The organism is Pseudomonas sp. 24 E 13, from assembly GCF_900004715.1.
GTDB lineage: Bacteria > Pseudomonadota > Gammaproteobacteria > Pseudomonadales > Pseudomonadaceae > Aquipseudomonas > Aquipseudomonas orientalis_A.
On the sequence record NZ_CVTO01000076.1, the window covers coordinates 44,872 to 71,166 of the forward strand.

Sequence of the window (26,295 nt, forward strand, 5' to 3'; positions counted from 1 at the left end):
TTAGAGCGTTTCGCGCCTTGACGCATCCATTTTTAGGTCGCCAGAATCACCCCATCGCCGTTTGGCTGTTGAATAGGATAAAAGCATTGTCATCGTCAAACGAAGTCCCTCCGTTCTCTGCGCTCGACGAATTGGATGTACAGCTCGAAGCTATGTATCCGGATCCAGCTAGGGTTCCACCCTACGTCTCTTATGTGGAAGCCTATTCGCCCGGTGGTAAATCCATGGGCCAGGTCGAGGTCGAGCTTGTCCCCATGACAGCCGATCACGCTTCTTGGTGGCATGACTACGTTCAACCGATCATCAAAGGAAATTATCGCACTGCTTCGCAAGGTGGAAATAAAGACATCCGCGCTGATCTGAATTGGAACTGGAATAGAAGCTTCCAGTTGCTGAGCGTGCATAACTATGGGCACTTCAGCATCAGAAGTGCGCATCCGGCCTATGGCCTGACGATGATTGCGCGTAACGAGCGGGGCGAGGAGGTGCCGGTCGGAATGATGACTCTGGTGCCGCAGTACCTTTGCAATGCAGATACATTCGGTACGAAAACGTACACCTGGTATATCTCGGGGGCCCCTACTGAGTTTTACGATGAGTACTTTGGGAGCCTGAACTTGGCAGGAGTTGGAAAAGCACTATTTGACGCAGCCATTATCGCTTCTTATCGGGCAGGTTTGGATGGGTCGCTGTTTCTCCATGCTGCGGCTAATGGTGGTAAAGATTTGGTTCAGCTTTACAAGAAATTGGGATTTGAATCGATCGGATTCAAAGCCCTGCCAATTACTCCGTTTCGCTGGCTAGACAGGAAAGGGTACATGCTGCTCAAGCGTGAAGGTGCAGCGGTGATCATCAAGCGCAATGACCCGTATCGACGGAAGGGCTATGTCGCCTACTAGACGCGTGATGAGGTATTCGAGCCTGACCCCTTTACCTCGGCCTTACCGCACATGCTAGGCTGAAAGCAACATTGGAGAAGATTTGATGAAAAGCGCTGAAGAAACCATGCTCCTTCTTGCCAAGGCTGCGAGGAGAGTGTTGGGACGGGAGTTTGACATTGGAAGCACCCCTGGGCAGGAGGAGATGCGCGAGTTTGCACGAGAGCTCGCAGCCAGTCCCGACGATCCTGAAACTGAGCTCGTTTTGAGATCTATGGAGACCCTCCAACCTCCCCATGAGTCTCGGTTGCGTGTCACGAAGGGCGTGGCCCCACCGATCATCCAGCTTGATATTCCCGAAGCGGATCGGGTGTTGCGCAAGGGGAGGGGTTATTTCCAGAGACCCGCTCCTGAGGCCGATTACACTCCTGGGTTCTAGTTCTGTCCACCCTCGTGGTTTCCTGCGGTGGTGCTTCGAAACGATCATGGCGTTACTGGCTGCAAATAGCGCTGTATCGCGTGCAAGGGCCTGTGCTGTTTATCTGGGAATTACTTGATGAGGCCTTTACCGTGCCCCTGCGGTCAGGCTCTCGTGAACCAAGCCTGGCCCCTGCAGGGCCCGTCTTGGCCCTAAGGGCGTCCATCCTTCACGGCTGCGTGCTCCGCTTGCCTATAGTAACTGCCCGTTAGTGGTGGGGTGCTGTGAGGAGGCGGCGGATTTGGCACTGTGAAGCGCTGTCATTGGCATCCCCAGTAAACATCCGGGCTGGAGACAATTTTGGATGCCAAATAGTCTGGTAAGTGCGTAAGCATGAGGAAAATCTCCCATTTTCTTGAGCTTCGTGTTTGGTACTCGAAATTCACGTAACATTCTGATTTCGTTTTGGTTTATCAGAAGTGCCAAACATCGCGTTGGTGCCAAATCCGGTGCCTGCTCACTTAAGTGTGCAGGCGGTAACGTAGCACCTAGTCACCGACTAGAAGTTAGTTAATTTGATTGCAAAATGCCAGCTCCTGAGTAAAGATAGAGCTTTTGCTCGGGCTAAGCTGTTGTGACTGAAGATGAAAAGCTTGCGCACTCGTTGAAGATAAAGTTTGGGCTGGCCAAGAACGAGCCAACTCTTAACCAGCTTGCCCGTATCAAAAGAGATATCCAGCGTATTCAAAATGCAGGGGGTACACCTATGTACTCTGACTGGGAATATGCCGTGCTAGAGCACTGTAATAGTGCTGGTACCTGCTCGTATTCAGGTATTGATAATTCTGACCTTAATACTCTTTTGAGAATTGCCATAGCTAACTCAAGGAATAGAACATGAATGAAACTGAGCTTCACAAATTTCGCGGGTCAATCAGCGCCTTACTCAAGCCGTTTAATTGGAGTCCTACAAATACGCAACTGGAGGAGCTGGCGAGAAAGTTAGCTGAAGCTAACGCCAGCAGCATTAAAGATGTCTCCGAGGTTTTTTCGGAAATGTTTCCAAGCCTGCGTTACGATGGCATGGAGGGTATAGATAACTCTGATTATAAAACTCTGCTTGCTATGGCGATCGCAAGCGCAAAGGCTTCAAAAAAATGACCCACGAATTAGAGATATATAGAGCAACGCAGAAGGTTGAAGAGTTAAATGACGCTGCGAAGGTTGCTCTAAGGTCTCTGGTCAGCTTGCAGAACACTGATGAGAAGCGAGAGCTTCAAGCGTTACTTGATTATCAGAGTAAAAGCACGCGGCTTTTCAATTTTGTTGAAGGCCTGGTGGGCAGTAGTGATTTGCTCGGTGCGCGTGAACGGGAGGAGTGGACTCAAGGGTTCGCTGAAGATTGCTTCGCCATTCTTGAACAAATGCCAGGTCACTGGGAATTGTTAAGATTAGAGTTTGACAGGCTGAGGATGCCTGTTGGCACGAGCATAGAGCCCGCTTCAACTGCATTTGCAAACATGCAACGGATGGTTGTGGCTTACCTGCCTGACAGAAAGGAAGGTTTGCGCAGAATTTTTCAGGATGCCGAGCTACCTACTTATGGTTTTGATAATAAGGCAAAAAAATTTATGAAAGCCGATAAGGTTCTTTCTTTCGCATTTGGTGTGACTTTTGTTGTTACATTGTTGATTATTGCTTTGGTTAAGCCAGATCCTACGGACTTTCAATATAAGGTTTTCAGTACTGTTCTAGCGCTGGCAGGCGCAGGGGTTGGGGCGGTTATTCCTGGTTTTATTGATGTGAGAGTCAGCAAATATATAAGGGCTGGAGGGGCGCTTGCTGTCTTAGCTATGTTTTATTTTTGGAATCCTGTGCGCATGGTTTAAAGCTCCCAGCGGTATGATTGTTAATTTAATTCAGTAGCTGCCTTGGCGCCCAATAAACTATGTTAAGGTTTTGGAATGGTGTAGCGCGGTAGGTGCTGCTGGGCTCCATACGGAATTTTGGTGTGCGGCGAATATAATCGCGGTGAAAACAGGGTCAAAAGCTCATTTATAAAAAGCAAGAGCCGCTTCCTCGCTTATTTTCGCCTTGTCTGATCGCCACTCGACCTTTCATGAGAATCTTAAAGGCCTGCCAGCAACGGCGGTTTTCGAATCAAAATGACCAGCTTTGCCATCAATCAACCAGGTATCTCAGGACGCTGTAAACCAGTTTTTTGACTTGTAAACCATACCGGTTTACACATCAAAAAAGTGGTTTACAAGCAGGGGCGCTTAGGCCGGAAGCATCTGCGCAAGCTGGTCGTCTGGCCATGAAATCAATAGAGCCATACGCTGTGGACAGTGTTGCCAGGTGATCAGCACCAGAGGGTGTTTGATCAGCGGAGGCCATGACAAGCCTCCGTGACAGTCATTTCCCGCGACTGAACGGTACCACTATCCCTGGCTCCGGTGCTTTACGCGAAACGGCCACGGGGGTCATGGCGCTGCTGTTGCTTTTGAGCTTGGCCAAGTGAACAACTTCAGCGTTACCGCTCAGGTACCGGTTGGGTAAGCCTGTCAGCATCTCGATATCCGTTGATGCCAGACCGATGTACCCAGCGACTCCGTTCACGGGCAAGACGCCTGAAGTGGCCAGCAACTCGATGGTGCGTTTGAGAAGACGAGGTTGTTCAGGTGTGCGACCTTCATCACCCGGTTCTGCTTTCACGCCCCAGCGAGCTGAGCGACGCTTGAAGAGCAGGCCCTTTGTATCATCATCGATCACCTTCAAGGCCCACAGGCGCATGACCATCGCAGCCACAGAAACACCCCAGCGCTGCTTGAGCAGCAAAAGGCTGTCTAAGGTGACTGGGCTGCGGACTTCAGCGGCGAATGTCTCGGCTGGGAGCAAGAAAGCTCCTGCGAAACGATGCGCTTGGTCTTCCATGATTTTATGCCGAGCAGGGTCAGTCGAGCGCTCAATTCCTTTGTGCAGGATCAGATGGCCAAGTTCATGGGCCAAGTCGAAGCGACTGCGGAAGCCGTTTTGCTTGTCAGCGGAAAGCAGCACGAGTGGGCGGTTCAACACCTGACTCCACGCCGACAATCCCTCGATGGTCGCAACGCCCGTTTCTTCGCGCACCAAGATAACGCCGGCACCTTCAACCGCCATTGCCAAGTCAGGTATCGCACGTCGACCCAGGCCCCAAAGCTCGCGACATTCATCGGCAGCTTCTTCAATATCGGCGTTGGTGATTTGCTCAGGATCTGTGAACGCGCGCTTGGGCAGATTCACATCAGGGAAATCCACGAACTCGCCCAGTGCAAGTGCGATGTCCTGAGCCCATTCCAGGCGTGCTTCAAGCATCGTTCGCGCGCTGGCATGCGCCGAGGCATTGCTTCGGAACAAGGGGAGAGAGCATTTCTCAGGTAAAGGGCGGGTGAACCATTCAGGTGCCACATTAATGACCTGAGAAAGGCTAGCCAATGCTTCAGCCTCGGGAGACTGCTGCCCGCTTTTCCACTTGCTTATCGTGGCAGGGGAGACCCCCACCATGCTTGCCAGTGCGACTTGAGAAAGGCCGCGAGCCGCGAGCGCTTGTAATAGCCGCCCCGGCTCGAACCCTGTAATTCCGCGACTCATGATTCTGTATGATGTCCTGTTTCGAATAGACCCGTTTCGAGCACACCTGTCTTGAGCTTCGGCTTCGCATTGTCAACCTGCTCTGGTGCTGCATCGTAGCGAGCGAGGAACTTACTCAACGGCTCTCGGAAAAGCCAACCTTTCATTTCCGCATCCGGTACCGCGATGTGAATTTCCAAAGGTGCTTCGGGCTGATTGGTCAGGGAGCCGCTAAAGCACGACACGAAAAAGAACGTACCGGAGGTGATAGGTTCCGGAGCAAACAGCGATGGCTGAACCAGCTGAGTCATGGCCTGGTTGGCCTCCGCGAGCTGACGACGAGTGGCGCCGCGCTTGACGTTGTTCCACAGGGTGGCAGACATATTCACCCGACCGAACTTAAAGATGCCGGCATGGCCCAGGACGACCCCATTGCCTTTAAGGGGTGTATGAACTGCGTCGGCGGCAAGCAGCATCTGCTCAAACGACTCGTTCATCCGGAAAGCTCGCATCTGCCCAAGCGCATTCTTCCGATGATTTTTGTCCATGTCCTTTGTGTCCAAATAGGCACGGAGCGCACCTGCTTCAAAGGCATCCTCGGCACCCATCACAATGTTTCGAGGGATGTGGCGGATCAACAATTCGGGAATGGAGGGCTGACGGGTTTTGCTCATGTAGAGAAGTCTCTATTTCGTTTGACGGGATTATACCTTAAAAAAATTTCGTGTGAATAGTGAAACGGCGCAATCTATGAATTTCTAAGGCCGTAATCCCGTGCGAGCGGTTGAGGAAATGGTTAAGGTCGTGGGCCATAGGGCGACCTTCAGGGCGGGCTTGGCTGTGGTCTGGGTTTATCTGCTTTTAGCGGGGAGGGTGGCTTCGGGGCCGACTCGACTCTGCATCTTTGACCAACAGAGGTCTCTACGTATCACAGGCGTTCAGTCATCACTCGGCTTGCGGTTTCGATGCGAAGTGCAGATCTAATGCACGTTGCGACGTTGACTCACAACATGTGGTGCGCTTAACATTGTCGTACGGCTTCCTGATCATCATGATCTTCAGGAAGGGCTACTACGAGATCGATAGCCCCATTCATGGAGCGACCGGATCGCTTCTCAAGGGCTGTAGCAACGCCCAAGCGCTGATTGGTATGGAGTTCTACCCTTCAGACGACGTTGCCAACAGTTTGGAACCCAGAGCATATGATAGACACCTAGATACCCGCCACACTCTGTGGCGGGGTATTGCTCTCAGCCTGGGATTTTTATGGACGAATTGCAACTTATCACTCGAATCATCATCGAGCTGATCTCGAATTCCTCTGGCGAGCTCAGTGCTCGTCTCAAGCAACGCCTCAATGCCACCCTTAAATCGCAAGGCCACCCGGCCCTTGATGAGAAGAAGTACGGCTGCCGTAAATTCGCTGATTTTCTGAAAGGCCCGCTGGGCGACTACGTAAAACTCGAATGGCCAGAGGGCCCGGGTGACGTGCGCGTCACGCTAAAGCGTGAAGTGGCACCTGTTCGGCAGAGGCCTATCAGTCGGGAAAGCCGGACGAAGGTTGATCGACCCACCGCCTTGCGCAGTGACGTCTGGCAAGCCTTTACGAACCCGGACACCAACCGTAAGCGGTTCTACAACCTGATTACCAATCGGGTCGTTCACTTCGTGGAAGGCGTCGACCACGACTTTCATCGACTCGTTGACAGCAATCCAGCAGACTTCGTAGAAATTGTTCAGATTCCGGTCGATGCACATCGAGCGTGGATGCGCGAATTTCTAGAGCTAGCAGCAGTTACTCCCGGTGAACTGGTGCCCCTGCAGGCACTGGTGGAATCGACTTATAGCAGCGACGTGAACGCGGCCTTTACCAAGGCTCTCGGTGACCGGGAACTGCAATGGCGCCAGATGCGCACGCTCAAAATCAGCGAAAAGATTCAAGCGTGGGCCGTTGAACACAACATCAATCCTGACAACCTGAGCATTCAGCCGCCGGCTGCCAGCGCATCTGCTGTAGAACGCCCAGCGGCCCCATCAGGCAACATCCTCAGCTCTCGTCAACAGGCCATTCGCCTGCTGGAGTTGATGAGCGACGAAGACATCCTGAAATCAGCCATTCCCGTACTGCTTAACAGCGTGCTGAGCAAATCCAAGTTCTGACGCATGTGAGCAGTCATGAGACAGGTCTTCCTAATCGGCGTGCCGAAGCAGTTGCGAAGAAGGGTCGAAAGCGCCCTGGAAGGTCGTGGTGTCTCTCCAAGCACGATCATCACTGACCTGGATCGAACGGGTCGGCTCCAACTGATGCCGAAGCCTGAGGTAGCTGTCTCTTTGCTGAGGCAGTACTACGAACCCCTGGACGGCGGATTCGAGAACGCTGAGGTCTACGTTCTGCCCTACGCGCCCGTGCCTGGTGATATGGAGGCTGAGCTTGAGACCATGGTCGAGATGGGGGCGCAGGTGTATGACTTCGAAATGGAAGTCGACGGTTGGCCTTACCTCCACATTCCTCGCCCTAAGGTAACCGAGCCGTTCCTGGATGCAGTTTTTGACGCTCTTATGCAGGCACTTGTAGAGGAGGTTGCTCCAGACCCACCGCTCTCGCAGCACATCGCCAGGGCGGTAGCATCCAGCCCCCGACTTGTACTGATTGGCGACGCGATCGAGCTTTGCGATGGATTGCCCGACTACCGCCAAGGGTTTGTCACTTCGGCGATGGAGGCCTTCGTCGAGCTTGTGGCGGGAAACGGATGCGGTGTCGGGCTAGACGAGTTCTTCAAAACCCGAAACCTCCACTTCGCCAAAACCGGCGGGATCCAGACCAAGCTCAAAATTAGCGTGAACGGCAGGGTCATCCGGGATGAGGTGCACCACCTTCACCTGAAAAGTGGTGATCGGACATCGCCGCAGGGGGCGGCCAGGATCTATTTTCAGATGCTCAACCATGAGCAATTACTTTGGATCTTCCTTCTCTATGTTGGCCCGCACCCCGACACGAACATCACTCGCACCATTGATCTGGTGATAGCGCCCGCTGGGTACCTACAACCCATTCCAGGCTAGGGCACGCGAGTTGGGACGCGGTCAGCTTTTGGCTGGTATTGATCGTTCCCAGAGGAACCCGATCGTGGATCGGCTCAAGCCAAGGCGCCGCGCGGTCTGCGATTTGGTCAGACCTTCAGATTTGCACTCCAGCACCCTTTGCAACTTGTCGAGATCAGCGGGCCGTGAGGCAGGCCGCTTCAAAACCTCTATTCCCTCCAGATGAGCAGCAATGTCACTGGCGCTGACCTTCCGTTCGATCTCCTCCAGTTCTTTGGCGGCTTTCGCGAGCACGACTGAGGTAGGCGTGTTGTCACTGGTCGAGAGAATCAGTGTCATAAGAGTTACTGGACTCAGTTCGAGGGCATGGGCAAGCTGCGCAAATTTGTCGACCGTAGGACTGCTGTGGCCGTTTTCGATCCGGCTCAAGAAAGTCTGAGACATCGCGCTTGCAAGGCCCTCTTGAGACAAATCCAGACTGTCTCTCAAAGCCCGAACTACTGCTGCCATAGCCGGCTTTAACACGACGTATCCCTCAAAATGCAGGATATAGCCACGTTGTCGTGTACAGTTACATGGTGTATACGATATAAGCATGCCGTTTCTCACCCGTGCTCGCACCTAGAGGCGCCTGAGGTGAGGATGGTGATATGCAACGGAGTGATGCTTCCTGCTTATTTCGTGCCGGATCCATAGTGCGTTGGCAGGTCTTGATGACCCTCCTGCGTGCAATTAATCGCTAAATCGTGCCGGCCTGCCGCTATCAGGTGCCTCCGCCCTAGAAGGGAAGGCAGCGCCATAGATCAGCACAGCGCAACGGCCTCTACCCTATTTGAGATCGACTTGATGGCTAATTTTGCGCGGCAGCGTGAACTCCCAAGCCCCGAAGAATCGTCCGGCCTTGAGCAAGGCATTCCTCCGGAAATCATCAGGGCCCAGGGCGTTGAATGGGGCGTATGCATCGACGCGTACCTTCTCAATGCGGCGAGGGCAGGGCAGCGATACGCCGCTGAGGTGTACTTCGATCAATCCGGCGTTTCCGAAAATGGCATGACAGTTGCGACACCCCCTCTCAGATGCGTGGAGGTCAGGCAAGGCTTTAAGCTGATGAGAAGCGCAAGCGGCGATCACTATGTGTTCGCGAGCGAGTCTCCTATGTGACCGCATGAGGGCGGTGATACGCACCGTGGAGACTAGGGTACAGACTGACAGCCCGCACTGTCTGCGATGAGGTGGGATTGGAGTGGAGCGACGCGCAATCTGCCCGGCTTGGCCATCGCAACCACTGTGATTGCGACCTTTAGAAAAATCCAAGAAGGCGCTGTGCGGCCTATATCTCATTAATGACAGGGGTGCCTGGTCGTCACGCATGACCTACGCACCGTATCGACACGCCCCGGCAAGGCATTTGGGCTTCATTAGGCGTGCTCGCTCAGTCGTCATCGAGTTCAAGACGATGCTGCTCGACATGCTCCAGGTCACGTTCCCAGGCCAGCAAAAATTCCATCCAATCCTGCCAATAGAACCCCTCAACGACGCGCGCGGCTGGGCCTAACGCGACCGTAAAGCGGCTTTTCCAGGGTTCGGGAATACTGGCGTCTCTGATGATCCAGCACCCGATACTGTGAGGCTCTCTGGGCAGATCAGAGAGCTGCTCTAGGCTAAGGTTGCAGACGCTGATGGGCTGCTCGCGATCGAGTCGCTCAAGGTCGTCCAGGCGCTCCAGGATTGCTTTGGCACCCCGATCTCCAGGCCGAAGCTCGGCAAGCTCCCAGATTGCTTGTCGTCGTCCGCGCTCTCGCTGCCAGTTCTCGTTCATGATTGTTCCAAGGGAGTACAAACGTGCTCACGATTAGAGCGGGTCTACTAGACGCCATTGCTATTCATTTTGGGAAAGCGTACCACCCCTCTGTGCAGTTGAGCACCTCATCCAGTAGCGAAATCAGGTTAGAGGGAAGTCTGTGTAATGGCCTGCTGCCTGCAGGTCGAGCTGCTCCTACTGTTTTCTCCTGTATGAAACGATGTAGCAGCTCGTGACATGCTAATTTCTTCCTAGAAGCCCCGGTTTCACTCGCTTCGGGTTGAAAACCAGTTCTTGGCAAATTGTCAATTTCGCTGACCGTTCGTCGGAAGCTCCTGATTAATTTGCCCCCCCCTCTTGAAAATTTTTAAGCGAGACGGAGTTTTATATTTGAGAGCAAGAGGAAAGCGGCAGTGGCCCAGACACCGCATTTCCTACGGGACACCACCGGTTTTTACATCTGATATTTACGGCTTACAGATCACAAGATTTTGAGCCCTTGGTTGCCTTGCCGCCAGGCAGGCCGAGGGCTATCAGGGGGGTCGGCTTTTGGGGCCGTGAGGCCCTACTTTCTCTTTGGAAACAAACAAGCAGTCCATATTTTTTCGAGTGGGGTACCTGCGCCTGAAATAGAACCCACTTCGTACAACACGCGCGGTGCCTAGTGAGTGACCTCGCAGCGTCAGCGGATGGAGTGGTTAGCATTGGCTAAGGTACCCGATATATTGCTCTGTGAAGGACGCCCTGCGTCATCCAGTGGCATCTGCCCGCAGTGAAACGTCCTGAGAGGCCACCATGAGCGTCCTCTAGCCGTTGATTGTGAATGCCACCGCCCGCCAGCGTAGATGACTGGCTGGGTCTTAACAGTGAATCGACCCTGGTTTCATTGACACCTCCAAGCCTCCATAATTAGGCCGAACGGGAGGGCGATTCGAACCGATTTGGAGCAGAGAATGGGTGAGTTCGATCAAGGAGGGCAGCCAATGTTGAAAAATCTACGAGCGTTCCAGTCAGCCTCCCGCGAGCAGCAGGTTCGCGACTTGGAGCGACATAATTTGGCCGAGCTCGAAATTATCGAGCGCTTGATGACAACCCTTGGCTTGGATGCGTTTGAGACTGAAATACAGCGATTGGTCAGTCTGCACAAGGTCGATGTCCTGGCGCCAATCCAATCGATTGGACGGTGGCGGCATCCTTCCCTCATCGGCATGACTGACGGCCCATTTGAAGTCTTAAGTCGAGTCTGCGAGCAATTGGTTGTACGAGAGCCTAAGCTGCTGCAGCGCCCCAGTTATCGGTGTCGCAACCAGGAGCGAATTGCGCTACCGCTGACACTCTGGCTCGATTTCGTTAGGTATGCGCGCGAGTGCTTTGATCCAGCAGCATTGGACGCTGATTTTTTGTTATCAAAAATGAGGGAGGGGCTGTCAAGCAGAGAGGCTTTCGATGCACTGATCGCGTCGAAGAGAAACGAGTGATGGCAAACGCCACCTCTCGCAGCCTTTGAACCGCTTAATCATCTAGATTGGCGGCGATGTGCTGGATGAGTTTGATCGGGTTAGGGCTGTCGATCAGCTTGTACAGGATGTCACGCTTACCGCGCGGTAATTTCTTTACAATGTTCTTGCCCGCACGGCGAACCGCAGCGTCTGTTCCGTGGATCCGCTCCGCCAGCAATAAAACCAGTACCGCGTCACTGAGTGTCATGCTGCCTGTACAACGTGAGAGAGTCGATGGAGGACTCGATCATAGCGGATAGAGCACCGGGCCTGCAGCTCATATCCTCAACAGATTCATCGAGTCTGCAGTTAGCCAAGGCTGCCAGTCAGGAACGGTGCCAATGGCGGCCCACGGTCGATGTAGAAACGTTCAGTGCCCGGGCTACCTCAGCTTGACTCAGTCCATCGGCTTTCAACGCCTGGACGGCCTTTGTAGTTTCCACACCTTTGGCCACTTGGGGATGAAGTGGCCCGCCTTGGTCAATCGGGATCTGGCAGTCCAGAAGCTCCAGGCGCTCTAGCTCTTCGGTTGCCTCCTTTAACATCTCTCGGGCTGAGCCACTACTTTTAGCCCCATGCACTAATGCCAGCACTGCCAAAGGGCCTATCTCCAAGGCCTCCGCCAATGCCTCATTGGTTTCAATGGTCACCGCACTCTCGCCGTGCTCTAGACGGCTGATGTAGGACGCATCCACGGCGCCTGCCAGCTCCAGTTGGTTCAACCCTTTTCTTTCTCTCAAGAAACGGAGCGTGTTGGCATAGGCTCTGCGCAGTTGCATCTACTGAATCCCGCAAAAGGAGACGGTATGCCGCGATTGATATATCCCTCACAAATGCATATAGTCAATTTAAAGGGAATTAGGCTTTCGCCTGAGCCTTTGAAGCGCCTGCATGAGGAAGGGCTTCACATTTTGGTTGCAGGCGAAAGAGGTCGCTGTGGTCTGGGGCTGCCGCCAGGTCTTGGCTTGGCGAGCCAGCCTTCACGAGCACGCATCAGAGCATTAGAGCCCTTGGGGCTGCTGCCCACGAGCTTCCCTCGTATGCAGGAAGTAGTTAAGAGGAAGGACGCTGAATGTCACAAATGCGTAAAGTTGTAGCGATCGTCAGGAACTATCAGGAAAGAATTTCGGCTGAGTCTGCGGCACGCTACACCCGCGTACGGCTTGAAGATGAGTATGGCAAAACATACTATATCAAGCGCTTGGTAGTCCCTGCCTATCTGGCTCGAAAAGGGGGGTTTAGCAATGATGTGCCACGGACGTGGTATATTAAGAATATTGATAAGAATACTGTTGTGATCGTTGGGTATGAAGATAGTTCGGGCAAGCTTTACTATGACCTTGATGAAGTAAAGACCCTTTCCAAGGGCGCCAAGGTGCAGGGTCTTATTTATGCTATTGCTGCTGTGCCGGCGCCTATAATCGTCGCTGTTGCGACTTATGGTCTTGGGCTTATGTTGATGCCGCTCTTCGTTTATCAGGCATATAAGTTCCTCTTCAAAATCCCATCAATTCTTAGCCAGGCGACGCTGAAGAAGGACTTCCACCACTTCGGAATCAATATTTAATATCTAAGCTAACTGTCGCAGGTTTGTTTGAGAGGCGAGTTGTACTGACGGTAAGCCTACGCGCCATTGAGGGCGTAGGCTTGACACCATTCTCATAGTTATCAAACCGTCCTATTAACTCAGAATTTCCAGGAATGGTTTCTTGTCGATGATTGCTGCTTGAGATTTCTTTTTAAGGAGCTCAACTAAATCGCCTTGGCTCTGCAATAAGCCCACGATTTCTTCCAGAGTGCACAAGAAGTTGGTTCTGTGATTAAGAAACTCTGCGCACTGACTGATTACTGGCTGCGTGAACCTACTATTTGAAATGAAGATCCCCGACACATTTGCTCGGTTCATTACCCTGACCAAGTGCGACCCGAAATCGCCTACCCCCACAGGGTCTTTAAGCCACTTCATTTCCACCAGGTGAATGTTACCCGAAAGTTCAATGATGCCATCGATTTGCTCCAGCACGATCGCGCTGTCCGGTGCCCTGCGGACAAAGTTCTCTCTCACATGGATGCCGTAAGCACGGAAGAGATCATTCAACACCCCCTCCAGGCGTCGGCCTCGTTCGTGCGGTTGGTCGTCCATGCCGAAAAGGGCAAATAGACGGTTCTTTACGTCCTCGACCTCACTGCGCTTGCGCGCGGCTTCCTGCAGAGCCGCACGGTGTGTTGCTTGCGCCTGATCGCGCTCAGCCTCACGCTCCTGCTGCATCCTGGTGAACGCATCTTTTTTGTTCACAGCTTCACGGACGCTGGCCACCAAGCCCTTGGCTTCGAGGCGGTCGTCTGGCCAGCATGATTCGAAATCCTCAAATTCGACGACCCGACGGATCACCCCGCGACGTGGGCCTAATCCGGTATCACCACGCATGTTTAAGCGGGTCAGCACGGTGCGCACGATCTCATATTTGCTGATCGAGCCTGGCGTGGTTTTCACCATTGCGCTTACGGCTGCCAAATCCTCCTCAGTGACTCCGGCACCCTGGAAAAACAGGATGACGGATTGCTTAGACTTGACCAGTTTCGGGATGGTCTTGATCAGCAGTTCCAGAAGGTCTGCCGGGTAGTGAAATTGCTCAGCCATGAAAGCACTCGTTGTCCGTAACCTTTCCGATGGCTCACGCAAGGCGAGCCCGCTGCGCTTGTCATCATGGCCCTAGATAGTCGGAAGGTAAATCCCGACCGTAGGGTGGTGGCGATGTTTGCCAGCTCACCTGACGGGGTCGGGCTGGGTTGCTAGCCAGACTCATCCAGGCAGTATCAGGACTGAGTGCTGGCTCTTACCTTTCGCAGGTTTTCGAAGAAGGTAACGTTGAGCGTGCCAGTCCAGTCGATGGGCAGCAATTCAACCCAGCTCAAAGCCTCAAGCAGGGTCACCAAGCCGAGACCGTAAGCGTTTTCGGGGGCCTGTTCTGTGTACAAGCCTGCCCCGTACTCGGTGTCAAAGAAGAGTGAGGATTTGATGCCGTCTGCGCCCAGGTTCACCGTCTGAGTCGCGAGGTGGCTGTTACCCAGGATTAATAGATCAGGTGTGTGTTCGCCGTAAGTGCGGGGAAGGGCGACGTCGGGTGAAAATTTGCGTGCAAATACTGCACAGAAGGGCTGGTTTTTCAGTGGTGGGAACGTACGTGGCCAATCCCTGGGCCGCCCGTTGTAAACCGGCCCATCCTTTTCATAGTCAGGGTTGTCGAGGCCTCGGCGCGAGAGCACAAGCTTCTTCACCGCCTCGGCCTGGCCGATTGCCTTTTCCAGCACCTCTGAGGTCGCTATGGAGTGTTTGCACTCGATGTATGCATATACCGCGTCAACCGGGATCTGCTCCTTCACCGGAAACTGGCGGCTTAAGCTGGAGCGCAGGGTTGGACTGGCCATCTTGTCGTAGATGATGACGTCATCCCCAGCCGTCCTGCCATCTTCGGCGACAACGAAGCCACGACAAACCCCATACTTGGCAGGCAGCACGTCCTCCAGCAGGGCGCAAACGGCGAGTTCGAATTCGTCGCCTAGGTCGAAGTTGTAAATAGCTTCGATATCCTGCAACCGCGCTTCGACCTTCTTGGCTAACCTCTCGATGTAACCACCGTACGATCCCATCATTTACTCCTTCGCTCGTCAGCTGAATGGTTACAGACCAGTCGCAGAGCATGCGGGCGCGCTTGGGTGGCTGGCAAGGTGAAAGGGCGGTGGTAGGCGATTGGCTCCATGCGTTAGGACATCGGTGACTCGCACACACTTGCCTCACAACGGCGCGGAAGTGGGATTCGTCGTGAGGAGGCTGATGGCCATTCCCTGTTACCTACGGAGTTACGTCTGGATCAGGCGGGCTAGAATAGTCGATACGGAACGGCTTGAATCCTGGGGGCAAGATCACGTTGTAAAGTTCGTTGCGTTGAAACGTAGAGGGCTGAAGATCGCTGCCTGTAAAGTCTGATCCGTTCAGCACACAAGCGTTGATGTTAGCCCCGAGAAATGTGCTGTGGCGGAAGTTGCTCGACATAGCCATCGCTTTATTGATCTTGCAGTCTGAAAAATTGGCGTACAGGGCCTCGATATTCAGTAAGTCGGTGGCCACGAGCATACTGCGCGCCAGATTGGCCCAGTTGAGCCTAGAACGCTGAAGGGACGCCTTGCGCAGATTACAATGTTGCAGGTTGCTGTAACTCAGGTCGCAGCACGCAAGCGAGAAGCCTTCGAGTATCTGATCTGAAAGCTCAATACCCCTAAGGTCGTCCAAGTCATTTGGAGACAAGGGATAGCTAACCGAGGGAAGGTCATACAGCAGCTCAGGCCAGTAGTCGTTCCCCGCGCGCAAGGCTGAAATGAGCTCGTGCCGGACGCGTTGTCCCTCGGCCGTCATCCAGCGATCTTTCAATTCCCTTACGCCAGGTGCGGGCAGTTTTTGTTTATCGTCCATTCACTCACCGTCAAGAAACGCCGCAACTTAATGACTTGCCCGGCCCTGCGGATCATTGATGGAGGGATCCGAGAATCGATAGCACCTTCCATCTCGCCAGGGTAAGGCGCACCAGTGAAGCCGCTAACCGTTGGAACTTTGCCGTTCAGCAATTTTTCAACATTCCACCCCGGAATATTGTCCAGCTCGTACACCCACCCCCCTAATTCGGCCCAGCACATGGCCCCCTGGCCCAACGTTTCATTCACCATCAGAAAAGGGGTGGTGCCTCGGAACCGACTGTCATGACCTTTCCCGGCATGCCGTAAAAGATCAACGCAGAAGCCTTTCAGGGGCAGTCCTTCTATGAAAGCTACCGAGGGGTGTAGATAAGAGGTACCGTAGTACTGCTGGTCGCCTAACGGAGCGGCAGCTTCGAACTCCCCATTGGGCAACCTCGCTTTCAATTCCATGATTGGCTCGGAGCGCTCGCAGTAGCAAGCGTCGTCACAGCACAATCGCATCCCATGATTCCCCATCAGCATCCTGCAATCGTCTCCACGCTAAAGTTCAGGGCGTCTCCGTCCAGCCCACATTCATCCGAAAAAAAGCCGCCCTGGTGAGAGGGCCGCTTCCGATTAGGGTTTGTCGAGGTGGCGAAGGGCAATATCCTTTCACAGCATTTTAGGCATCACCGAAAGACTCCTGCGTAGCGTCCCCAGCGTTCAGAAGGACGCTTGATGAACATGTTAGTTCTGCTTGCGGTGCTTCAATCTCGCACTACGAGCTTTAACCACAATCGAAGAGTAAGCAATCGACAGTGAGATGGGGTTCGGCTGTTCTGCTAAAAGCAGCAAGTGGCGCCCAATAGTCTCCGGATCAAAGCCTCTTATCGCTTCGTTGGTGAGCTTGTCCAGATCAATGGAGGAGACGAGAGATTCCTCCTCCGCAGCCCAATCTAAGTCCGTCGGTATGGGGTCAGCGCTGTGATTTTCGGGACTCAACGGGGGCACAGAGGTATGTACGTGTGCTTCAGTACTCGCAGGCTCGATCAAATCGGCAGGGCGTGCGTGCTGATACACCGAGGCGCTGTCCACGAATTTCGGCTGAGCCCGTTCGGATTGCTGGAACATGTCCGGAGTGTCCATCCCGATGGTATGGGGGGCTTTGACATCTTTCGAGGCTAAGCCATTTTCGGCTCGGTATCGAATGAGAACAGACTGTCCAAAATACAGTGTGAACCAGCACCACGCAGTGTTCTTTTGCAAGCCTCGGTACGGCTCTCCCGAGGCAACTGCATTGCCCAAGCCTTCGATAACCGTTTGATTTCCTTTTCTGGACAACATGTCGATCGCTGCGCGAGGTGGTTGCCAGTAGAGAGTATCAGGGTAATTGAAGGTCGCAGCCGACTCACCTTGGCTGATCTCGTACATTCGAGTCGCTTCGTCGGTGATGTAAGCGCTGTCCTGAATTGGGCCGAGGTACCGAGCTTCTGGGTTTGCGGCTCCCAGCAGCGCGCCCGCCATGGTGGCAATGGTATCTGTATCGCTATCGAGGAGATTGGCCACCAATTCGATGACTTCTTGGGAGCCGTATCGTTTTCCAATAAAGGCCGCAAGGTTCGCAAAGAGTGCGCATTTAAGGCCAGAGCCGCGCTCCTCCTTGCTCAATCCGTTCTCCAGCGCAATTAAATGGGAATAGATACCCGCCCCATCTGACTGGTAGTTGCTCTCGATCAAATTAGATGCGTGGTGCGTTGATTGCCGCCACTCATTGGCGGTTTCAGAAACGGCAGCGCTCAGTGTCCGACCCGACTTCTCTTCCCAGGTAGGCAACCAGAACGTCGACAACTCGTTGTCGTCTGCGATGATCTGATGGATGCCTTCAATATCCTTCGCGTAGCTAAGCCATTCCTCTGGCCCAGGAACCCTTCCTGTATCAAGGGTGTGGGCCAAGCTCAGTGCGTGAACGACGGCACCCGCAACACCACGCATGTGACCGTGGGTACAAAGGGAATTTCGAACCACGTCCGTTAGAAAAGAATCTTTGTTCCTCAGGTCAGACGCGGCCCAGACGTGAGGCTGGACTCGCATAGCAGCACCATTGCCGCCGCCGTTTTCATAGCCGGGAAAAAAGTTGCTGAACCAGCTGTTACTTCTATTACAAAGCGCTCCGGCAGCAGACTTACTGCCCCGGCCCGCACCCAGTGCATAAGCTTGCCACACAGGTAGCTCAATCTTGGCAAATGCTTCAACGTCGAAGTAGCCCTGTCCTGTGATGGCTCTACAGGTCGAGAGGCGCAGTTGGGTGTCGTCCGAATATGCACCGGCTGGCAGTTGTACTTTTGCTCCGAAGCGGCCACCGATAAGGCGCTTCCAGCTCTCCGTACGGGTGACACGAGAGTGCCCTAGACGCTGTTGCACGGTCTTATCAGAGGCTAGCTCTGTAGGAAATCCCAGCGCATCCCCATAGGCCGACCAGAGGGCTGAAGAAACTGTACGTTTGAGTCGATTTTCTGACATTGAATGGCTCACTTAATCTCGTCAAACAGGTCTGGGTTCACGATGACGGGGACTACTCGGTGACCCATCGCATACATTTGAGCAGCGATTTCATTGCTGTCCGAGTCGCATCGTGCATACACACGCTGTAGGTAGTCCGTTGAGACCTCACCTGGATACAGGATCTCGGCTTGAGGGCAGGTTGGGAGGCACAGTGGATGATCAGAAGGTCGTGAAATCACGTTGCCTGACCAAAGCGTGGTGCTGTCCTTGAAGGCATTACCAAGGCCATCGGCACCCTGCGCGCGGCGAACGCCTGAGTAGATGTTGTTCGTCGTAGTGAACCAGACCCCATCGTGCTGCATTATCTCAGGTGAAAAATCAAAAATGCACCAGAAAAAATCCTGTTCGCGATGCCAATTGCCTGAGTATTTGAAGAAGGTGGTGTTAATACGACTGATAGAGAGGTTGGCATAGTCCAGCCAAGCAGCGTCTTTGTTCCGACTTTGAGCGTTGGGTTGGAAGATATGTTTGAGCTGCTCGTCTGCATCGAGGCGTTGGCGAGATTTGAGTGCATTAGAGGCAAAGATTCCGAGAGCACCACGGTTCGTGGTGAAGTGGACAATGGACTCAATGCCTCGATCTTTGCAGAGCTGCTCAATGCTCATACCTTCACTTCCGTGTACAGGTTGTTGTCGATGAAGCTCATGATATCGGGAGTGTCAGAGGTTTTGAACCCGACTACTACGCTCTCCCTGGCGCGGCCTATCCCCATGGCAATGAGCCTACGCAGGCGAGCAGACAACTCGTACTCATCGCTTCCCTCGTCCTCGTCATCGTCAGCCTCGTCTTGAGGTGCGGAGATATCCAGGATACTGCCGTCCAGGCCAATCATGATGACGTGATCGAATTCCAGACCTTTGCTCGAATGTAGGCTGCAGAGCGCGATATTTTCCGGGCCCTGAGGCCAGTTGGGCTCACCAGTAATCTCGACATAGCCCAGATCATGAGACTGAAGTTCTCGTCTGAGATCCCGGAACCAGATTTTAGGGTGCAGAAACGCGACCGAGTCTTTCTCCAGATCGATTTCACGCAGATAGTCCAAGGCCCAGCGCAGCTGGGAAGGGTAATCCCCAGTCACCACGAAGGGCTTGATGCCATTCGACCGGGCGCTGCCAAAATCAGGCATGGTGCCGTTGTCGTCCAGCGTCAGGCCGGTGAGCATCGCGCTGGCAAACTGGGCGATTTCACGGGTATTTCGGTAGTTTGTTTGAAGCCGGCTGCTCTTCTCGGGCCGCAGGGTAACTCCCACCTCGCTCCAAGTAAAGTTACGGCTGTAGATGCGTTGTGCGCTGTCCAGGACAAATGTGACGGTTGCGTCCTCGGACTTCTGGTTCAGCACCGCGCGGATTTCATTGGCCGAGAAGTCTTGGGTTTCGTCCACCACGATGACGTCATATTGACGAAGCTTCTGGGTCGAAAGCATCGCAGCCAGATCATTCCAGTCCAGCAGATTTTTAGCCCGCTTCATCTCCGTGTAGGGGCGAATTACTTGATCCAGCAATCGTTGACGAGCAGGGCGCTCCATCCGTGGGGTGATCCCACGACCATCCCGCCGAGCGGTCAAGTAGTCATCCAGGTCGTTGGGCGCAAACCGGCCAAGGACGTAGACTGCCTCGTCGACCACGAAGTCGGCATCCATTTTCATGCGGCTGGCGAGGGCCTTAAGGTGAGCCTCCGTTCCTGTGATGTTGATGATGCCTTGGGCGCCTGTCAGGTGTTGGGCCCACTTGTTGAAGGTGTAGAAATCTAGATTGACCAGGGGCTCGTTGGCGAACTGCCGTTCAGTGAGCTCAGCAATATAGCCGCGCAACGTCCGATTGAAGGTCAGAACCAAGATGTCAACCGAGCCTGGAACGGGACGTTTTTTCTCACGGTTAAGGTAGAAACCTGCTGCGGAGCGCAGCTTGAGCAACGCCGTGGTGGTTTTGCCACTGCCGGCAGCCCCTCGGATCACCTCGACGCCCGCGCTGCTTCGAGAGAAAAGGGCCAGCTGTTCTGGGCTTGGCCTTACGTTGATCAACGCTTTCATACTGCAATCCCTGGCAATAAAAGGCTAAATGCTATCACTGAACGACTGGCATTGCTGCAGGGCCCTTGCATAAAAACGCAGCCTTTTTTGCGCTTTTAGCGAATGGAGTCTGGGCGAGAAAAGCGAGCAGCGCCGCTGACTTCATTTAACTTTGTCATTTCGCTTCCTCATCCTTTTGGACGGAGCACGGAGGCTATACAGCATGGAAGGCAAATTGACACCATGGAGTGCTAGAATCCTGCACGCATGAAACGCCACCTCCAACGGACGGGGAAAAAATCCGTGTCGCGCCGGTGGGAACCGTTGGGTATTCGAGTAAGGAAGATCGATGTACACAGGTTTCGAACTGAACAATTACCAGCCCCTTCGCAAGGTTCACTCCTATGAAACCGATGCGTTGGAAGAACAGGCAAAAGGCACCTTCGCCAAGCTATCCGAATACATGGTGGGCAAGTTCCAGGGCAAAGACGTCATTGACGCGGGACAGCTGGCTGATCATCTGTTCCCGACTAAGAAAGCCCATGTGTTCCTGTCACATTCGCACCGGGACGCTGACCAGGCGATCGAGCTGGCTGTTGCACTGCAGGATAAAGGGTTGAACGTGTTCGTCGACTCCTGTGTATGGGGCTATTTCCCTAAACTGCTTGACGCCCTCAACGAGGTATACGCCGAGCCTAAGAGAAAGCCCGAGGGTGGAGTCGTCTACGACTACCGAAAAGCGACTGACCTGGCCGCCGGCGTTCATATGATGCTCGCGGGCGCACTTCAGGCGATGATCGACCGATCAGAGCTTTTCGTGTTCCTGAACACCAGTAACTCGGTACCCATGACTAACTTCGCGGGAGTGGATCAGACGTTTTCCCCATGGATCTACTCCGAGCTCCAGTTTAGCGCGACTGCTCGTACCCGGGTTCCTCTTCGACATCAGATCACCATGGACTCTGTGTCGATCGAAGAGCAGCGTCTTATCAAAGCAATCGCGAGTAGCGAGGCATTACTGTCCTTCAAAGCGTTCAACAAGCATTTGCCCAAGGTTAACGGTGGCGAATTGAAAACCTGGTTCACAGGTACCCACGAGCGCGGAACTCGTGCCCTGGATAGCTTGTACGATGCTTCAGATATTCCCGAAAACTTCTTCAGGCTGCGTGAGGCGCTGGAGAAGCCAGAGCTACTGAGCTCCTGATCGCGCTGCGACTATTGGCTAGCGGAGGCTAGCCAAGCGATCCGCTTAGCCTTGAGAAGGATCGGGAGGAGGGATAGTAGTTTGTCGAACGCAGGGAACGCCTCTGTGAGGCCATCAATCGTTTCGCCGACCGCCGATATTATGACCTCACTGGTAAACCTTTGGGTATCACCGGTGAAGTGGCCGAATACGAAGCTGCCATAGAAGTTGAATCTTTGTCTTCATCCGCCGAGGCAAGCGGGCTATGACGCCACGGAGGTTCGCCAGGAATCTGAGGCAGGCGATGCGTATGCTGCAGGAGTCTGGCAGATTCCCGCTGGGCGGAATTGGCAGGCCACGCTGCTGAACTTGCAGGTGCTGCTCTATCGAAGGCCTTTCCTGAACTGAGCGGGTGGCGGGCCTTCGATGTGGGCCAATTCAGCGAAATGATTTTCAATCCTGGGGCTGCTAAAAACCAAAGATATCTAACCTGCAGATCCTTGGAGACGCAATAGCCCCTCGGGGAACTACAGCGATATGCCAGCCGCGCCTGTCGAAAATTTCAGGAAGCAATGCCATGCTCAATGCGCAGAATCAGCGCTAGGGCTTCTTCGGTTGGGACATCCATTGCATTTTTGTTTCCTAGCGCTTGTAGAGGTCTCGACAGCCAGCTTAAGGCGCTCGCTTTGTCGCCGAACAGCTTCACGGCGGCATCTAACAGCTGCGGATCAATCATTTCCGATGATTCGACGCCTTCATTTTTTGAGTCCATGGCCTCGCCGAGCGCTTCTGCGAGGGCTTCTAACGCTTCCTTTAGCCGAGTGTTTTCTCGGAAATCACCGCTATTTGGCTGGTGCTCTGAGCAGTGGTGAAGAAGCGCCTGCGCGTCATTCATGTTCAGATCGAGCTCGATCAGCATGTCGATACCTCCATAAGGGAAGCCCCGGGCTGGATGCCGACAACTTGTGTCTAATCCAGTGAGTGCAGGGATTCATGAGCGATGTGTTTACAGGGAGTAGTGAAACTTGATGTGGTTCTAGACAAGATCAGGATCCCCGTCTATCCAGGTATCGCCAGTTGATGCCTTGAATAGCCTTTTGAATAGCTCGTGTTCCTTCATCACCAATGGGCCAAATTGATGAACATTGGCGTAGGCGGAAATGAAACCGCTGGCTGCATGTCCAACTGCTGAAAGAATGTCGACCATTTGCCCCTCGGTTCCTTGCTGAAATGCTTCGGTTGTCTGCGCCTGCCCCGTGTAAGCGCTCATGAAGTAGCTCATTCCGTAGACGGATCCATGAATGATTTCCGAGGACACAGCGTAGATCCCACCATAGGCACCCAGGAAGGCACCCCCGGACGCCTGGACGACTTGGCCTATACGATTGATCTTGGACGGGGCATCCAGCGAACACCAGGAGTCCTGCCCCCGACCGGCGAAATCAGGGAAGAGTTTGGCTGCAGTCGCTTTTGGGGTCGGATCATCGCCTAGTGTCATCATGAAATCCCCCGAACCGATCACGCGATTTGAATGCTTCCACGCAGCGTATTGGCGGTGCGCCAGAGCGCGCTGTGAAACCTCAACAGGTTGGGTGATAAAGAATGCAGCATTGATGAAGCCTTCAACCACGGCCCTAGCAATCGGATAGAGGTCGCGCACTGCTAGTCCGCGCTCAGCCGAGTTCCTGACGACGGTGCCCAGGGATTGGCCGGCGCCCATGGCAACTGCAGCCGTTGCGCGTGCCTGGTCGGTTTCCAAACTGCAGGACAGCCATTGACCCTCGCGCAGCACTGGCCCCTGAGACATGGTGAAAAGTATCAGAGTCAGCAGCTGTGATTGCTCACCAATAACTGCGCGCAGTTCGTCCAGGATTTCATTTCGTTGGCTCATCAAGATCCCTGCATTTGAGTCATCAAGACTTAACTCGAAGGATAAGCCAAAATCTCTGTTGCGAAACATTCAGAGCAAGGATTGGCAGGCACATCAACCTGCGGCGGTAAATGATCATCTGTGAAGCCCAGGCTCAGGGTGCGATCATGCTGATAGCACCTTTCTAAAGGGGGTAAATGCACAGTCAACTGACCAGGGGGAACTAACTGTGGTGGACGACTCTTACAGTTTTGACGAGATGGCAGTTCACTTGGATCACCTGACAGACACTGATCCTGCCGAAGCTTTGAGGCAAGCGAGAGCCCTAAGCCTTGAAGGGCCGAAGCGTCTGAACATAATGCAGTTGCGCGCGGCTACGTTGGTAAATGCTGGAGTGCAATGCCAGCAGCAAGATGCGATCGATGAGGGGCTTGCTCTCTACCGTCAACTCCATAGCCAATACCGCACTCCAGATACAGTGTTCAACCTGGCCACTGCAATAATAAGCTCGGTTGGCTTTTCGCCCGATGGGGTGGACTGGTTGGATCACAAGGAAAGCACCAGGCACCTTCGCTCGGAGGCCCGGGCGTGCTTTTGGAGTGTGGCTCAGGATGCTGAAGCTGGCGTGTATGCGCGGACTCAGAGCTGGACGAATCTCGCTAATCAATTGGCCGATAGCCAACGCTTGAGCGAGTGTCACGATGCGCGACTTGCAGCCTTAGCGCTAGATCCAAAGAACGGCGTAGCGGCTCACGCAGCAGCCAGGTACCTGATTTACTGCTACCAAAAAGATCTGTGTTCGGATCTTGCGATACTTGAGGCCGCTGCGCATGCCAAGGTCGCACGGGAAAACCGGGATCGAATCATTGAGTACGCCGGGCTGCAAGCAGCTGATGGCATGCTTGGCTTTCTGAATCGTTTCCAAGAGCCGCCGCCCAGGGCGCCGCATAGTGACCCATTCGTTGCATGGGTTGAAAAGGAGCGACTGACCCTCGGCCCGACTGTTGAGCTTGTAGACCCTGAACTGGGCAAGCTTGATTGGTTGCGCCTGCCGGGCATTCTGGAGCGAGAGACTGAGAAAGGGGCAACGCCTCCGCCGATATTTGCGATGTTCAACCAGATGAAAGGTGACTTCATCCTTGCTCGCGATCTGGCTTGGCGCTCTCGGGATGAAGCGGCGTGGCCAACTTCGGGGTGCTTCGATGACACCCTGGATTACGCCATTTATGGCCCGGCTACGTCGGCATTGATTCTTGCTCACCGCACAGCGATCGACCTTCTGGACAAGATCGCAGCCACAGCAAATCACTACTTCGAGCTCGGCCTGGAACCCCATCAGATCTTTTTTGGAAAAATTTGGCGCCTGCGGACAAAAGGAGAAGGCGCGAACCCACTGACCCCAGGGGTCGAATCTATTGTTCGTAGTGGTGTGCGCGCCCTTTACGGCTTGGTCGAACTGGCAGATGACTATGAGGCCCGGGACGGTATTCTGCGCCCCCTGAAAAACCTACGAAATGTCGGCACGCATCGCTTCGTTGTCTTGCATGATCTTGGCGATATCGCCCAGTGCAGAAAGGCTGTTGAAATCGAACACCACGACTTTGATCGATTCACTGCAACGGTCATCGCGGCACTACGCGTCGCTAGGTCTGCCATTCAGATGCTTGCCCTGGCAGTCAGTGAGCACGAAGAACTGTTGATAGAGTCGAAGGATGGACTCATTGGCACCCTTGAGGTGTTTGATCATGACTGGATTCGATGCAGGGATGAGGATTTCGAGCCTGATGATTCTGATGGTTCTAATGAAATCGATGAGCCTCCAACGCCTCGCTGAACGAGGGCAGTCTCAGCGGCATGGGACTTCGAAGAACCTCAGCTCTTGTATTTGATTGTGATTGATTGGATCTAAAGGAGTGATCATGGCGGGTGTTAAACAGCATTTCATACCGCGTTTTTTGCAAAAGGGTTTCAGAATCCCAAGCAATGGTAAAGAGGTTCACAGCTGGATGTATGACCGGCGAAGAGAGGCTAGACCAACCAATCACAAAACGATTGGGATGGAAGGGCATTTCTATGCGGTAGAAACCGAGCCGGATCTCGATGACAAAATTACCTTAGTCGAAGAGAAGGTGTTTTCACCTTTAATTGACCGGCTTCGACGAGGAGAGCTGGATGATGTGGGCATCCGCGAGCTACCGGATCTGCTAGCTCACTTTGAGATCCGCAGCCGACACGTTCGACAGAACATGGCGTCCGCTAGTGATGCGTGCGTAGAGTACATCCTTCAGCGCATGGCTGATCCGGAGGTGCTCGCCCAATTGCTAAGGCCCCATCTGACCTTGGATTCTCCAGCTTTCGCTCAAGCCATCGGAGAAATGGCAAACGCTGATCAGATCAAGCAGCTACTGGCGCAGCGCCCAGATCTGCTTTCAGGTGAGTTTATTGACGTGCTGGTTCTAGGAGCAGCAACGCATATCACGGCGCTGCTGCCTGGCACCAAAGACATGATCGCGCGTGCAGTGAAACAGAGTCATGTCCGGGTCATGTCCGATTCGGTGTCCCCTGAAAAGCGAGCTGATCGCTTCAAGCGATTGAGCTATAGCTTGGAGACCTACGCACCTGGAGATCTTCCTCTGGGCGATTCAATCGTGCTTTTCCATGTGACGGGGGAGAGAGCTTTCCGCCCGTTTCTCGACAAAGTCGACGAGCTGATTCACGTCATTCTCCCTCTCGCACCCAATCTGTACCTCATGGGTACCGCTGTTGATTATAAGGGCCCCCCCATCTATGACATGCCGCGTGAGATTGCTCGCTGCTCCATGGACTACTTCATCGCTAGTGAAGACAAACCGCACCTGGCCGACCTGAGGCACCAGATCGGTTCGAATGCTCAATGGGTATCAGGGGCTGAGGTGAATAGCATGATGGATGAGGTCATCCAGAAGCTCATGCTAGGAGAGCCCTGAGGTGCAG

The 26,295-nt window shown here is 53.8% G+C and carries 27 protein-coding genes; 12 read left to right on the forward strand and 15 right to left on the reverse strand.

What is annotated here, in order from left to right; translation table 11 throughout:
• The first annotated feature begins 17 nt into the window (after positions 1 to 17).
• The 4 genes from BFP90_RS04235 to BFP90_RS04250 all read left to right on the forward strand — a co-directional run bounded on the left by BFP90_RS04235 (position 18) and on the right by BFP90_RS04250 (position 3,185).
• Positions 18 to 899 carry a GNAT family N-acetyltransferase gene (locus BFP90_RS04235; RefSeq protein ID WP_141688918.1) on the forward strand — a complete coding sequence of 294 codons (882 nt, stop codon included), beginning with the start codon at positions 18 to 20 and terminating at the stop codon, positions 897 to 899.
• 1,031 nt (positions 900 to 1,930) lie between these two features.
• Positions 1,931 to 2,197: a hypothetical protein gene (locus tag BFP90_RS27080; protein ID WP_083203157.1), complete on the forward strand. Its 267-nt coding sequence runs from the start codon at positions 1,931 to 1,933 to the stop codon at positions 2,195 to 2,197.
• Positions 2,194 to 2,457, forward strand: coding sequence for a hypothetical protein (locus BFP90_RS04245; RefSeq protein ID WP_065896027.1), 264 nt, complete (start codon positions 2,194 to 2,196; stop codon positions 2,455 to 2,457). Before BFP90_RS27080 ends, BFP90_RS04245 begins: the two co-directional genes overlap by 4 nt.
• Complete coding sequence (locus tag BFP90_RS04250; protein ID WP_065896028.1) at positions 2,454 to 3,185, forward strand: hypothetical protein; 732 nt, start codon at positions 2,454 to 2,456, stop codon at positions 3,183 to 3,185. The genes BFP90_RS04245 and BFP90_RS04250 overlap by 4 nt, the downstream gene beginning before the upstream one ends.
• Before the next feature lie 526 nt (positions 3,186 to 3,711).
• On the opposite strand, the gene BFP90_RS04255 is transcribed toward BFP90_RS04250, so the two are convergent.
• Together BFP90_RS04255 and BFP90_RS04260 are read right to left on the reverse strand one after the other, a co-directional pair.
• On the reverse strand, positions 3,712 to 4,926 hold the full coding sequence (locus BFP90_RS04255) for an XRE family transcriptional regulator (RefSeq protein WP_065896029.1): 1,215 nt from the start codon (positions 4,924 to 4,926) through the stop codon (positions 3,712 to 3,714).
• Entirely contained in the window at positions 4,923 to 5,579 is a 657-nt protein-coding gene (locus BFP90_RS04260; RefSeq protein ID WP_065896030.1) for a hypothetical protein, read from the reverse strand. Before BFP90_RS04260 ends, BFP90_RS04255 begins: the two co-directional genes overlap by 4 nt.
• A 592-nt stretch (positions 5,580 to 6,171) precedes the next feature.
• On the opposite strand from BFP90_RS04260, the gene BFP90_RS04265 reads away from it, so the two are divergent.
• Positions 6,172 to 7,065 carry an OST-HTH/LOTUS domain-containing protein gene (locus BFP90_RS04265; RefSeq protein ID WP_065896031.1) on the forward strand — a complete coding sequence of 298 codons (894 nt, stop codon included), beginning with the start codon at positions 6,172 to 6,174 and terminating at the stop codon, positions 7,063 to 7,065.
• Positions 7,066 to 7,080: 15 nt separating this feature from the next.
• Positions 7,081 to 7,968: a hypothetical protein gene (locus BFP90_RS04270; RefSeq protein ID WP_065896032.1), complete on the forward strand. Its 888-nt coding sequence runs from the start codon at positions 7,081 to 7,083 to the stop codon at positions 7,966 to 7,968.
• A gap of 21 nt (positions 7,969 to 7,989) precedes the next feature.
• Here BFP90_RS04270 and BFP90_RS04275 read toward each other — a convergent pair whose 3' ends face one another.
• The gene (locus BFP90_RS04275; RefSeq protein ID WP_083203158.1) at positions 7,990 to 8,457 is read right to left on the reverse strand and encodes a transcriptional regulator; all 468 of its coding nucleotides are present in this window, start codon (positions 8,455 to 8,457) and stop codon (positions 7,990 to 7,992) included.
• Positions 8,458 to 8,793: 336 nt separating this feature from the next.
• Between BFP90_RS04275 and BFP90_RS29045 the strand changes: the two genes are divergently transcribed.
• Positions 8,794 to 9,108, forward strand: coding sequence for a hypothetical protein (locus BFP90_RS29045; RefSeq protein WP_065896033.1), 315 nt, complete (start codon positions 8,794 to 8,796; stop codon positions 9,106 to 9,108).
• A gap of 271 nt (positions 9,109 to 9,379) precedes the next feature.
• Here the strand turns inward: BFP90_RS29045 and BFP90_RS04285 are convergent, their stop codons facing one another.
• Positions 9,380 to 9,766, reverse strand: coding sequence for a hypothetical protein (locus tag BFP90_RS04285; RefSeq protein ID WP_065896034.1), 387 nt, complete (start codon positions 9,764 to 9,766; stop codon positions 9,380 to 9,382).
• 935 nt (positions 9,767 to 10,701) lie between these two features.
• On the opposite strand from BFP90_RS04285, the gene BFP90_RS04290 reads away from it, so the two are divergent.
• The gene (locus tag BFP90_RS04290) at positions 10,702 to 11,226 is read left to right on the forward strand and encodes a hypothetical protein (RefSeq protein ID WP_256097451.1); all 525 of its coding nucleotides are present in this window, start codon (positions 10,702 to 10,704) and stop codon (positions 11,224 to 11,226) included.
• Positions 11,227 to 11,260: 34 nt separating this feature from the next.
• Here the strand turns inward: BFP90_RS04290 and BFP90_RS04295 are convergent, their stop codons facing one another.
• Positions 11,261 to 11,455, reverse strand: a complete 195-nt coding sequence (locus BFP90_RS04295) for a DUF7740 domain-containing protein (protein ID WP_065896036.1) — start codon at positions 11,453 to 11,455, stop codon at positions 11,261 to 11,263.
• A 118-nt stretch (positions 11,456 to 11,573) separates the two neighbouring features.
• A complete protein-coding gene (locus BFP90_RS04300) occupies positions 11,574 to 12,026 on the reverse strand; it encodes a helix-turn-helix domain-containing protein (RefSeq protein WP_065896037.1) in 453 nt (150 codons plus the stop codon).
• Positions 12,027 to 12,319: 293 nt separating this feature from the next.
• Here BFP90_RS04300 and BFP90_RS04305 point away from each other — a divergent pair, with 293 nt between their 5' ends.
• The gene (locus BFP90_RS04305) at positions 12,320 to 12,814 is read left to right on the forward strand and encodes a hypothetical protein (RefSeq protein WP_065896038.1); all 495 of its coding nucleotides are present in this window, start codon (positions 12,320 to 12,322) and stop codon (positions 12,812 to 12,814) included.
• Positions 12,815 to 12,928: 114 nt separating this feature from the next.
• On the opposite strand, the gene BFP90_RS04310 is transcribed toward BFP90_RS04305, so the two are convergent.
• The 7 genes from BFP90_RS04310 to BFP90_RS04340 all read right to left on the reverse strand — a co-directional run bounded on the left by BFP90_RS04310 (position 12,929) and on the right by BFP90_RS04340 (position 20,290).
• Positions 12,929 to 13,888, reverse strand: coding sequence for a restriction endonuclease (locus BFP90_RS04310; RefSeq protein ID WP_065896039.1), 960 nt, complete (start codon positions 13,886 to 13,888; stop codon positions 12,929 to 12,931).
• 176 nt (positions 13,889 to 14,064) lie between these two features.
• A complete protein-coding gene (locus BFP90_RS04315) occupies positions 14,065 to 14,898 on the reverse strand; it encodes a DUF6602 domain-containing protein (protein ID WP_065896040.1) in 834 nt (277 codons plus the stop codon).
• A 202-nt stretch (positions 14,899 to 15,100) separates the two neighbouring features.
• Complete coding sequence (locus BFP90_RS04320; RefSeq protein ID WP_083203160.1) at positions 15,101 to 15,718, reverse strand: pentapeptide repeat-containing protein; 618 nt, start codon at positions 15,716 to 15,718, stop codon at positions 15,101 to 15,103.
• Positions 15,682 to 16,170, reverse strand: a complete 489-nt coding sequence (locus BFP90_RS04325) for a hypothetical protein (RefSeq protein ID WP_141688919.1) — start codon at positions 16,168 to 16,170, stop codon at positions 15,682 to 15,684. Before BFP90_RS04325 ends, BFP90_RS04320 begins: the two co-directional genes overlap by 37 nt.
• 276 nt (positions 16,171 to 16,446) lie before the next feature.
• Positions 16,447 to 18,231 (reverse strand): ADP-ribosylglycohydrolase family protein, encoded by a 1,785-nt coding sequence (locus tag BFP90_RS04330; RefSeq protein ID WP_256097452.1) that lies wholly within the window; start codon positions 18,229 to 18,231, stop codon positions 16,447 to 16,449.
• The gene (locus BFP90_RS04335) at positions 18,228 to 18,866 is read right to left on the reverse strand and encodes a DarT ssDNA thymidine ADP-ribosyltransferase family protein (protein ID WP_065896044.1); all 639 of its coding nucleotides are present in this window, start codon (positions 18,864 to 18,866) and stop codon (positions 18,228 to 18,230) included. Before BFP90_RS04335 ends, BFP90_RS04330 begins: the two co-directional genes overlap by 4 nt.
• Positions 18,863 to 20,290 (reverse strand): AAA family ATPase, encoded by a 1,428-nt coding sequence (locus BFP90_RS04340; RefSeq protein WP_065896045.1) that lies wholly within the window; start codon positions 20,288 to 20,290, stop codon positions 18,863 to 18,865. The genes BFP90_RS04335 and BFP90_RS04340 overlap by 4 nt, the downstream gene beginning before the upstream one ends.
• A 328-nt stretch (positions 20,291 to 20,618) precedes the next feature.
• Here BFP90_RS04340 and BFP90_RS04345 point away from each other — a divergent pair, with 328 nt between their 5' ends.
• On the forward strand, positions 20,619 to 21,473 hold the full coding sequence (locus BFP90_RS04345) for a toll/interleukin-1 receptor domain-containing protein (RefSeq protein ID WP_065896046.1): 855 nt from the start codon (positions 20,619 to 20,621) through the stop codon (positions 21,471 to 21,473).
• 541 nt (positions 21,474 to 22,014) lie between these two features.
• On the opposite strand, the gene BFP90_RS04350 is transcribed toward BFP90_RS04345, so the two are convergent.
• Complete coding sequence (locus BFP90_RS04350; protein WP_065896047.1) at positions 22,015 to 22,371, reverse strand: antitoxin Xre/MbcA/ParS toxin-binding domain-containing protein; 357 nt, start codon at positions 22,369 to 22,371, stop codon at positions 22,015 to 22,017.
• Positions 22,372 to 22,488: 117 nt separating this feature from the next.
• Positions 22,489 to 23,343, reverse strand: coding sequence for a DUF5677 domain-containing protein (locus BFP90_RS04355; RefSeq protein ID WP_065896048.1), 855 nt, complete (start codon positions 23,341 to 23,343; stop codon positions 22,489 to 22,491).
• Between the two features lie 211 nt (positions 23,344 to 23,554).
• Here BFP90_RS04355 and BFP90_RS04360 point away from each other — a divergent pair, with 211 nt between their 5' ends.
• Together BFP90_RS04360 and BFP90_RS04365 are read left to right on the forward strand one after the other, a co-directional pair.
• On the forward strand, positions 23,555 to 25,156 hold the full coding sequence (locus BFP90_RS04360; RefSeq protein WP_256097453.1) for an LA2681 family HEPN domain-containing protein: 1,602 nt from the start codon (positions 23,555 to 23,557) through the stop codon (positions 25,154 to 25,156).
• An 85-nt stretch (positions 25,157 to 25,241) separates the two neighbouring features.
• Positions 25,242 to 26,288, forward strand: a complete 1,047-nt coding sequence (locus tag BFP90_RS04365) for a DUF4238 domain-containing protein (protein WP_065896049.1) — start codon at positions 25,242 to 25,244, stop codon at positions 26,286 to 26,288.
• Positions 26,289 to 26,295: the final 7 nt, after the last annotated feature.

Bases quoted from the DNA above. Each gene is read 5' to 3' on its own strand.
- BFP90_RS04245 (WP_065896027.1), top strand. From the start codon at position 2,194: ATGAATGAAACTGAGCTTCACAAATTTCGCGGGTCAATCAGCGCCTTA.
- BFP90_RS04250 (WP_065896028.1), top strand. From the start codon at position 2,454: ATGACCCACGAATTAGAGATATATAGAGCAACGCAGAAGGTTGAAGAG.
- BFP90_RS04255 (WP_065896029.1), bottom strand. From the start codon at position 4,926: ATGAGTCGCGGAATTACAGGGTTCGAGCCGGGGCGGCTATTACAAGCG.
- BFP90_RS04260 (WP_065896030.1), bottom strand. From the start codon at position 5,579: ATGAGCAAAACCCGTCAGCCCTCCATTCCCGAATTGTTGATCCGCCAC.
- BFP90_RS04265 (WP_065896031.1), top strand. From the start codon at position 6,172: ATGGACGAATTGCAACTTATCACTCGAATCATCATCGAGCTGATCTCG.
- BFP90_RS04270 (WP_065896032.1), top strand. From the start codon at position 7,081: ATGAGACAGGTCTTCCTAATCGGCGTGCCGAAGCAGTTGCGAAGAAGG.
- BFP90_RS04275 (WP_083203158.1), bottom strand. From the start codon at position 8,457: ATGGCAGCAGTAGTTCGGGCTTTGAGAGACAGTCTGGATTTGTCTCAA.
- BFP90_RS29045 (WP_065896033.1), top strand. From the start codon at position 8,794: ATGGCTAATTTTGCGCGGCAGCGTGAACTCCCAAGCCCCGAAGAATCG.
- BFP90_RS04285 (WP_065896034.1), bottom strand. From the start codon at position 9,766: ATGAACGAGAACTGGCAGCGAGAGCGCGGACGACGACAAGCAATCTGG.
- BFP90_RS04290 (WP_256097451.1), top strand. From the start codon at position 10,702: ATGGGTGAGTTCGATCAAGGAGGGCAGCCAATGTTGAAAAATCTACGA.
- BFP90_RS04295 (WP_065896036.1), bottom strand. From the start codon at position 11,455: ATGACACTCAGTGACGCGGTACTGGTTTTATTGCTGGCGGAGCGGATC.
- BFP90_RS04300 (WP_065896037.1), bottom strand. From the start codon at position 12,026: ATGCAACTGCGCAGAGCCTATGCCAACACGCTCCGTTTCTTGAGAGAA.
- BFP90_RS04305 (WP_065896038.1), top strand. From the start codon at position 12,320: ATGTCACAAATGCGTAAAGTTGTAGCGATCGTCAGGAACTATCAGGAA.
- BFP90_RS04310 (WP_065896039.1), bottom strand. From the start codon at position 13,888: ATGGCTGAGCAATTTCACTACCCGGCAGACCTTCTGGAACTGCTGATC.
- BFP90_RS04315 (WP_065896040.1), bottom strand. From the start codon at position 14,898: ATGGGATCGTACGGTGGTTACATCGAGAGGTTAGCCAAGAAGGTCGAA.
- BFP90_RS04320 (WP_083203160.1), bottom strand. From the start codon at position 15,718: ATGGACGATAAACAAAAACTGCCCGCACCTGGCGTAAGGGAATTGAAA.
- BFP90_RS04325 (WP_141688919.1), bottom strand. From the start codon at position 16,170: ATGGAATTGAAAGCGAGGTTGCCCAATGGGGAGTTCGAAGCTGCCGCT.
- BFP90_RS04335 (WP_065896044.1), bottom strand. From the start codon at position 18,866: ATGAGCATTGAGCAGCTCTGCAAAGATCGAGGCATTGAGTCCATTGTC.
- BFP90_RS04340 (WP_065896045.1), bottom strand. From the start codon at position 20,290: ATGAAAGCGTTGATCAACGTAAGGCCAAGCCCAGAACAGCTGGCCCTT.
- BFP90_RS04345 (WP_065896046.1), top strand. From the start codon at position 20,619: ATGTACACAGGTTTCGAACTGAACAATTACCAGCCCCTTCGCAAGGTT.
- BFP90_RS04350 (WP_065896047.1), bottom strand. From the start codon at position 22,371: ATGCTGATCGAGCTCGATCTGAACATGAATGACGCGCAGGCGCTTCTT.
- BFP90_RS04355 (WP_065896048.1), bottom strand. From the start codon at position 23,343: ATGAGCCAACGAAATGAAATCCTGGACGAACTGCGCGCAGTTATTGGT.
- BFP90_RS04365 (WP_065896049.1), top strand. From the start codon at position 25,242: ATGGCGGGTGTTAAACAGCATTTCATACCGCGTTTTTTGCAAAAGGGT.